Source organism: Paraburkholderia franconis (assembly GCF_009362735.1).
In the GTDB taxonomy this organism is placed as follows: Bacteria; Pseudomonadota; Gammaproteobacteria; order Burkholderiales; family Burkholderiaceae; genus Paraburkholderia; species Paraburkholderia franconis.
The window spans coordinates 1-8,148 of record NZ_WHNP01000145.1 but is presented as its reverse complement, the minus strand read 5'-3'; the positions used below and the strand labels follow the sequence as shown (position 1 = coordinate 8,148).

General features: G+C 60.1%; 6 protein-coding genes and 2 pseudogenes. 3 read left to right on the top strand and 5 right to left on the bottom strand.

Going from position 1 to position 8,148, the window contains the following annotated elements; translation table 11 throughout:
• Window positions 1-416: pseudogene (locus GCT13_RS46010) on the top strand (thioredoxin); the annotation flags it as partial.
• Window positions 417-653: 237 nt separating this feature from the next.
• On the top strand, window positions 654-839 hold the full coding sequence (locus GCT13_RS46005) for a hypothetical protein (protein WP_152768254.1): 186 nt from the start codon (window positions 654-656) through the stop codon (window positions 837-839).
• A gap of 667 nt (window positions 840-1,506) precedes the next feature.
• On the opposite strand, the gene GCT13_RS46000 is transcribed toward GCT13_RS46005, so the two are convergent.
• The 4 genes and pseudogenes from GCT13_RS46000 to GCT13_RS45985 all read right to left on the bottom strand — a co-directional run bounded on the left by GCT13_RS46000 (window position 1,507) and on the right by GCT13_RS45985 (window position 6,655).
• The gene (locus GCT13_RS46000; RefSeq protein ID WP_152768253.1) at window positions 1,507-2,979 is read right to left on the bottom strand and encodes an NAD-dependent succinate-semialdehyde dehydrogenase; all 1,473 of its coding nucleotides are present in this window, start codon (window positions 2,977-2,979) and stop codon (window positions 1,507-1,509) included.
• A 94-nt stretch (window positions 2,980-3,073) separates the two neighbouring features.
• Entirely contained in the window at window positions 3,074-4,051 is a 978-nt protein-coding gene (locus GCT13_RS45995) for a homoserine kinase (protein ID WP_152768252.1), read from the bottom strand.
• Between the two features lie 20 nt (window positions 4,052-4,071).
• A pseudogene (gene thrC / locus GCT13_RS45990) lies at window positions 4,072-5,485 on the bottom strand (threonine synthase).
• A gap of 39 nt (window positions 5,486-5,524) precedes the next feature.
• The gene (locus GCT13_RS45985) at window positions 5,525-6,655 is read right to left on the bottom strand and encodes a DSD1 family PLP-dependent enzyme (protein WP_152768251.1); all 1,131 of its coding nucleotides are present in this window, start codon (window positions 6,653-6,655) and stop codon (window positions 5,525-5,527) included.
• Between the two features lie 399 nt (window positions 6,656-7,054).
• Between GCT13_RS45985 and GCT13_RS45980 the strand changes: the two genes are divergently transcribed.
• Window positions 7,055-7,432 carry a type 2 periplasmic-binding domain-containing protein gene (locus GCT13_RS45980; protein WP_227747377.1) on the top strand — a complete coding sequence of 126 codons (378 nt, stop codon included), beginning with the start codon at window positions 7,055-7,057 and terminating at the stop codon, window positions 7,430-7,432.
• 1 nt (window position 7,433) lies between these two features.
• On the opposite strand, the gene tnpC is transcribed toward GCT13_RS45980, so the two are convergent.
• On the bottom strand, window positions 7,434-8,148 hold a 715-nt coding region (gene tnpC / locus GCT13_RS45975; protein ID WP_152768250.1), incomplete at its 5' end, for an IS66 family transposase.

The window sequence follows — 8,148 nt, the reverse complement described above, 5'->3', positions numbered from 1 at the left end:
CGTCGCCGTCGGGCATCTCATCCAGCGTATTTGCCTTCTTGCGTCTGCATGCACTCACCAACCACGATCTTTACATCGACCGCGCCGAGCATGAAATCCAGAGATACGAGTCCGCAGCTGGCAGAGCACCGTCCGCTTTCGCGCACCTCATGGCCGCGCGGGACTTCGTGCAGCGCGGCCCGTTCGAGATCGTCCTGGCCGGCGAGAAATCGGCGGCCACAGCACTTGCAACCAGCGTTCACCGGGCATACCTCCCCGCGCGCGTGCTGGCTTTTGCAGAAGACGTGCCGATCGGCCGGGAACGCCACCCGGTCAATGGTCGGGCGGCGGCATACGTGTGCCGGAATCGCACGTGCGCTGCACCCATGACCGATGGCAACGCGCTCCTTGAATATTGTTCATCCCGTAGGGTGTGACGGTGCCGGAATTGTCGTTCAGCGACGCGGCGTCGTGAACCGATTCCGGCGCGCTAATCATGCCGTATGCGATGAAGGGACTTCTGGCCTTGTTGCCGGAACGGCCGGGCGATTCTCGCCTTACGAATGGAATGTTCAGCATTCACGCAGCGTTACACAGCGCATATAACAATCAGGCACGCCAGAGTCACGAAGATGCGTCGCGAGGGTAACGTCGAGGGGCGAACCTGAAGGCAGGTGCAGGTCGACGGCCGGATATTTCAGGCTGTAGACGGCCACTTTGAGACATTGGCCGGTATGCCTGGGTGGCCGCTCGAACGTCTGGTCCGCGCCTGGCAATGGTCGTTCGCGGAAAGAACGCGGTTCGCCGGGCTTTGCGACATCAGCCTGAAGGATGCCATCAGCCAGTTGGTGCCGGTGTGATCTGCAGGCTGCAACTGGTTTTGCGCGTGAGACGCTCGCTTCATCGGCGAAGACGCCAATCTGATGGCGCTATCGAGATCAGAGAACAATGCGCCAGGGAGATGGCGTCCGATCGGCCGTTGAAGCAACATCCGCCTGCGTCGAGCCCATCGGGATTCGTGGAAGAACTATAAGAGGCAGTGGCCGGGGTACCAGCTCCAGATACTTCACGAATGATGGCGCCCTTCGCATCGCGGGTTCATGTATGCGAGGGCGGCAGCGAAGCGTGAGGGTTGTGCCGCGGCGTGCAGCTCAATCACGGTTACGACGGCCGTCGAAATATATGCAATCGCAGTCAATTCTAAATGGCCGACGCGGCTCCATACGTCCTTGGGAAATAAGGCGATTTTTAAGCTGCATCTCCATCGGTCGGGAGTCCAGGCAACTTGAATTGACGGTATTTCTGACGGTATGCAAGGGAGCGTGCGTGCAGGCTCCCTGATACCGCCAGGAGTGTCGACGGTACCTGTTGACGGTACCAGGCGATACGATGAACAAGGCATGAAGTACATCGCACCTGCAAGTGCGGACCGGCCGCACGCCGGCGACCGTCAAGGCCCGAGATGTGCTCGATGCCGTCGCTTTCGGCATGCGGCGACGGCAGCCGCCACGCGAGCGTCGAACAGGCTCATTCGAGGTTGCCTTGACAGAGATACTTGGTCGAGAGGTAATCATCGAGGCCATACTTAGAGCCTTCGCGACCATAGCCCGATTCTTTCACGCCGCCGAATGGCGCGGCCTCACTCGAAAGCGCACCTTCGTTGATGCCGACGAGTCCCGCTTCGAGCAAGCGCGATACGCGGTCGATGCGGCGCAAATCCTGGCTATAGAAATAGGTTGCGAGACCGAACGGTGTGTCGTTGGCAGCGCGGATCACCTCATCTTCGTCGTCGAAGCGGAACAGCGGCACGATGGGGCCGAATGTTTCCTCACTGCTCAAACGCATCTCTGGCGTGGCGCCGGCGAGCACCGTCGGCGCGTAGTAGTTCGGGCCGCGTTCAGTCAGGCGCGTGCCACCCGTGAGCACTCGTGCGCCGCGCTCGACCGCGTCGCTTACATGCTGCTCGGTCTTCTCGACTGCGCGTGCATTGATCATCGGCCCAATTTGCGCGTCGGGATCGGTCGCGGGCGCGACCTTGAGCGCGGCGACGCGCGTTGCCAGCAAGTCCGCGAACTTGTCGTAGATCGACGCTTGCACGTACACGCGATTCGGCGACACGCACGTCTGCCCACCGTTGCGAAACTTCGATGCCATCAGGCCCGCGACGGCGGCATCGAGGTCCGCGTCCTCGAACACGATAAATGGCGCGTTGCCGCCGAGTTCGAGCGAAAGCTTCTTCAACGTGCCGGCTGATTCGCGTGCGAGGTGCTTGCCAACAGATGTCGACCCGGTGAAGGTAATCTTGCGCACGCGGCTGTCGTCCAACCACGCTTTTACGGAAGCAGCCGCGCTATCTCGCGATGCGCCAATTAGATTGATGACGCCCGCCGGAACGCGTGCTTCGTGCGCGAGCAGGACCAACGCAAATGCGGTGAGCGGCGTGTCCTCGGGCGGCTTACCCACCAACGTGCAGCCCGCTGCGAGCGCCGGCGCGATCTTGCGCGCGATCATCGCGAGCGGAAAATTCCACGGCGTGATTGCTGCCACGATCCCCACAGGCTCCTTCACCGCGCTCATGCGCTTGCCGCGCTGCTGCTGCGGGATGATGTCCCCGTAGATGCGCGCTGCTTCATTTGCGAACCACGCGACGTATGATGCGCCGTACATCACTTCGCTACGCCCTTCCGCGAACGGCTTGCCCTGTTCCAGCGAGATCAGACGCCCGAGCGTATCCGCGTGCTCGAGGATGAGTGCATGCCAGCGATGCAGTACGGCTGCGCGGTCCTTCGGCAAGGTATCGCGCCAGGCGGGGAAGGCGCGTGCGGCGGCATCTGTGGCGGCGCGGGCATCGGCGGGGCCGCTGTCGGCCACCTCAGCGATGACGTCGCCCGTCGCTGGATCAGTCACGGCAAAGCGCCTGCCGCTCCCGGCGGGGACCCATTTACCGTCGATGAAATTGTCTGAACGGATCAAATCGTGCAATGCGTAGCGTTGGGTCATATCAATTCCTCAGCAATTGACGCGATCATGTTTAACCTCGAAATTCGGCGGTGTCGGCAAGGCAAGACCTGCCGGAGCGCTCACAGCCGGCGTATTAGAAAGACGAAGCGCGCCTGTGGTGGCACAGCACGCGAAAGAAGTGCTCAGGATCGTGCGTATGGACCAACGCCGAATCGCGGGCGAAGTGCAGATCCATCAGGCGCGATAGCCAGAACCGCAAGGCCGCCGCCCTGAGCACCGCGGGCAAGTGGCGTCGCTCCATCGTTGTCAACGGGCGGGCACGCTCGTATGCTTGGACGAATGCAGCGACCATGGCGGGCGACAGTGCTTCCGACGGGTGATCGATGCACCAATCGTTCAGGCAAACTGCGACATCGAATATCAATACGTCGATTCCAGCGAAATAAAAATCGAACACGGCCGACAGCTTTTCTGCATCGGTCGATCCGCCCAAGGCCTGCGCATCGGCGAACAAGACGTTGTCGCGGAACAGGTCACCGTGTATGGGGCCTTGTGGCAGCGCCCGGTACGACCCGTCACTGGCGAGCGTGTATTGGAATCGCAGCTCGTCGAACAGGATTTCGCGTCTTTCGCTATCGAGAAAACTTGCGACTCGATCGGCTGCTTGCGCCCACCATGCATAGCCTCGCGAGTTGACCAACTCTCGCGGGAAGTCGTCACCGGCCTGGTGCATGCGCGCAAGCGCTTCACCCATCTGCTCGCAGTGCTGCAATTGCGGCTCGAGGCAATGCCGTCCTTCCAGCTTCGCAACGACGCAAGCGGGTTTTCCGTTCAGTTCGAACACGATCCGGCCGTCGCCGTCGGCCTTGGGTTCCGGTACCGGGATTCCCCTACGAGCCAGGTGTTGCATCAATTGCAGGCTGAACGACAATTGCGCATTGCCCAGCCGCTCGAAAAGCGTTAACACGAATTCGCCGGCGTCGGTCGTAATGAAATAGTTAGTGTTTTCGATACCGCTGGGAATGCCTCGCAGCGAAATGAGCTTTCCCACCGCCAGCGGGGCAATGAAAGCGGAAGCCTCTTGCGCCGAGACGGGCGTAAACACAGCCATGGCAAACTCTCCCTGCAATGTCAGTGGCTGCAATGCCGAGCGATGTATGCCATCACCGCGTCTGCCGACGGCGCCATGAGTTCGCAGCGCCTCGTGCGATGCTCCAGGTCGGCCACCGCTGCCGGGCGCGGTGCGGCCTGGCCCGTTGCCTCACGGATGATGTCCTCGAACTTGAGCGGCAGCGCGGTCTCGAGCACGATGGTGCGAACGCCGGGGCGAAGATGTTCGCGCGCAACCTTGATGCCATCGGCCGTGTGCGGGTCGATCGTTGTGCGTTGTCGCTTCCATGTATCGGAGATGGTCTGCACCCGATCTACGTGCGTACTCTTGCCCGACACGAAACCGTAGCTGGCGATGCGCGATGTCTCTTCCGTCGTCAGGCTGAACTGACGGCACGCTGATAGCTCAGTCGCAAACAGCCGTCGAATGCGTTCTGCATCCCGGCCGAGCAGGTCGAATACGAAACGTTCGACGTTCGAGGCTTTTGAAATATCCATCGACGGACTTGAAGTCACCATCGTCTCGTTACTGGTGCGCACACGATATCGGCCAGTCTTGAAGAATTCGTCTAGCACGTCGTTCTCGTTTGTCGCGAGCACCAGGCTTTCGATCGGCAACCCCATCATGCGGGCGACGTGGCCTGCGCATATGTTGCCGAAATTGCCGGAAGGAACGCAGAACGAGACGCGCTCGCTGTTATCGTTCGTGGCCTGGAAATAGCCCGAAAAAATAGTAGACGACCTGTGCCAGCAACCGTGCCCAGTTGATCGAATTGACGGTGCCGATGCTGTACCGCCGCTTGAAGGTCAGGTCGGCAGAAACGGCCTTGACGATGTCCTGGCACGTGTCGAAGCTACCTTCGATCGCGAGATTGTGGATGTTCTCGTCGTGCAAACTGAACATCTGCGCCTGTTGGAACGGACTCATACGGCCATGCGGGCTCAGCATGAAAACCTGGACGTTCCGCTTGCCGCGCATCGCATATTCCGCGGCGCTGCCGGTATCGCCCGAGGTGGCGCCGAGAATGTTCAGTTCTGCGTCGCGGCGCCCCAACTCGGCTTCAAAAAGATTGCCCAGCAACTGCATCGCCATGTCCTTGAACGCGAACGTTGGGCCATTGGACAGGTTGAGCAAATCGATCGATTCGTCGAGCTTCCGCAAAGGCGTGATCTGCACTGAGCCGAACGTCTCCTGCGTGTAGGTCCTGGCGATGATGGTGCGCAGTTCGTCAGCGGGAATGTCGTCGATGTACAGCGAAACGATCTCGAAGGCCAACTCGGGATACGACAGGCCGCGCCAGTGCTGCAGCGTTGCGTCGTCGACATTGGGGTAGGTGGTGGGCACGTAGAGGCCACCATCCGCCGCCAGTCCTTCCATCAATACTTCGGAAAACCGCAGGCCGGCGCTGGCGCCACGGGTCGAGACATACTTCATAACGAGGCTCCCTCTCTATGGATTCGAATCCGGCGCTCCTTACCAGCCATAGAACCGCGGCCAGGTTTCGACATTGCCGTCAGGGCCGATGGCCTGATAGGCGGGATGCTGTGCGCCGGTGGCACACGCATGATTGGGTAGTACCCGAAGGCGCGTCCCGATCGGAAAACGTTTCGCGATCTCGTGATCCGGCGTACCGGATCGGGAGACGATCCCGTGCTCCTGGTTCGCACCGCTCATCAGATACTCGCCCAGCACCTCTCCGTTTTCGCGGCACACGAGCCCGTAACCAAAGTCGCGCTTCTGGCGCTGGGTGCCACGGTCGCGGCTCATGGCCATCCACCCAGCATCGACGATGGCCCAGCCTTTCTCGCTCTGGTGCCCGATGACCGTAGTCAACACGCTCAATGCAATCTCGGACGTGTCGTTTACGCCGACGTTGTGCATGACGAGATCGAACATGACGTAGACGCCTGCACGAACTTCTGTCACGCCCTCCAGATGTTCGGCGGCCAACGCTGTCGGTGTCGATCCGATGCTCACGACGTCGCACCGTAGGCCCGCTGCCCGAATGCGTTCAGCGGCACGCACGCAGCGCGAGCGTTCCTGCTCCGCGATGCGCATGAGCTCGTCACGGGTATCGTAGTCGTAGCTCGAACCGGCATGGGCCAACACGCCGCCAAGATGCATGCCGCCATTCGAAAGGGTCGCTGCGACAGCGAGAAGCGCGTCGTCATCGGGTGTGATACCTGAGCGATGACCATCCACGTCGATCTCGATCCAGACCTCAAAGGGCTCTTCGTGCGCTCTACCGAACGCGGCGATGGCCTCGGCGCAGGCGACGCTGTCGGCAACGATCTTCAGATCGCAGCCTTGTCGGCGCAGTGCCAGCGCCTGCGCGAGTTTTGCCGGCGCCATGCCCACCGCGTAGACGATGTCGCGAATGCCGCTTGCGAAGAATTGTTCGGCTTCCTTAAGTGTGGATACGGTGATGCCGCGTGCTCCGGCGTCCATTTGTGCCCGGACTACCTGCTCGCATTTAGTCGTCTTGACGTGCGGACGGAACCGCACGCCGAGCGCGTTCATGCGTTGCTGCATCCGTTCGATGTTGCGGTGCATACGCGCGACATCAATCACTGCAGCGGGCGTATTCAATGACTCCAAATCCATCAGTGGCTCCTGGCAATTCTTGGCGCGGTCGGTGTCGATGCCGTGTGGCGCACGAGGAGAAGCCACTATAGAAGTTAGCCGAGAATTTGTGCTTAACGAAGAATAAACTGGCCATTAACCTGCGTTGAATGTCGATGCGTGAAGGTCGCGCCGCACCACAGCATTAAATGGGCGTTAATGTTGAATTTTTTGGATATTAAGCACGGTAAAAAGATTCTTTCCTATAGTTCGCGGCATGGACTTGGCGCATGCGGTGGGCGGCCCACCGGCTCACGCCATCGCGCCTGTCCAGATGCTGCTCTTTAGTATGAAGAGCGAAGCGGCCGAATCGTCATGCAACACGCGGGCCCGATCCGGCACCTCCTTGCCTATTTGATGAATTTTCGTTGAGGATCTGTCATGTATTCATATACATCGCAACGCGTCTCCGGCTCGCGGGTCTGCTTCTTCCAACGCCTTCTATCTACTGCTGCCATCGCGATCTCCGCAGCGCTTGGCGCCGGTCATGCATGGGCAGCGCCAGTCAACGTTTCTGCGGGGACCACGCCATCGAGCGTGCCGAATGCATTCCTGGATATGAAAACGCACGAGATTCAAGGGGTCATGCCGGATGTGATTCGTGCTATCGGGAAACGCGAGGGTTTCGATGTGTCCTTCGACGTCATCCCCTTCTCGGCAGTAAGCGCCTTGCGGAGGCCGTTGCTGATTTTCGCGCGCGCGTGGCCGATGATGTGGCCTACGTGTAAATGGCGCGTGGATGTGCAGGGACCACACTGATTCAGAGAGATGAACCGATAGTCTTTGGTAGACCGCCGAGGTGTTCGACGATCCGCCAAGGTAAGAGTTCGTCAATGCGGTTGACGGGGTGATCGGCGATTCGGGTCAGGACATGGGTCAAGTAAGCGCGCGGATCGATACCGTTGAGTTTGCAGCTTCCGATCAGCGAATACATCGCTGCTGCCCGCTCGCCTCCGCTATCGGAGCCTGCGAAGAGGAAATTCTTTCGACCCAGGCTCACACAACGCAGCGCGTTTTCCGCGATGTTGTTATCTATTTCGACGGCACCATCGTCGCAGTACAGCATGAGCGCATCCCACTGGTTCAGCGAGTAGTTGATGGCCTTGGCCGTATCCGACTTTGCCGAGAGCGTCTTGAGTTTTTCGCGCAGCCACGTGCCGTAGCGCTCAAGCAGCGGCTTGGCCTTCTCTTGTCGCACACGTAATCGCTCGTCCGGCGGTTTGCCGCGAATGTCCGCCTCTATGCCATAGAGCTCACCGATGTATCTGAGCGCCTCAGTGGTCGTCTCCGATGGCGTGCGCACGTGAATGTCATAGAGCTTGCGACGTGCGTGCGCGTGGCACCCGGCTTCGCGAATCGAGCCGTCGCGAAACAGCTCGTTGAAACCAGAATATGCATCGGCCTGCAGGATCCCGCTGAAGCCGGCCAGATGGCGCTGGGGATGGACGCCTTGCCGGTTTGGCGAGTACGCAAAC

Excerpts from the sequence above, each read along its gene's own strand:
- GCT13_RS45995 (WP_152768252.1), bottom strand. The coding sequence starts at position 4,051 with ATGGCTGTGTTTACGCCCGTCTCGGCGCAAGAGGCTTCCGCTTTCATT.
- GCT13_RS45985 (WP_152768251.1), bottom strand. The coding sequence starts at position 6,655 with ATGGATTTGGAGTCATTGAATACGCCCGCTGCAGTGATTGATGTCGCG.
- GCT13_RS45980 (WP_227747377.1), top strand. The coding sequence starts at position 7,055 with ATGTATTCATATACATCGCAACGCGTCTCCGGCTCGCGGGTCTGCTTC.
- GCT13_RS46000 (WP_152768253.1), bottom strand. The coding sequence starts at position 2,979 with ATGACCCAACGCTACGCATTGCACGATTTGATCCGTTCAGACAATTTC.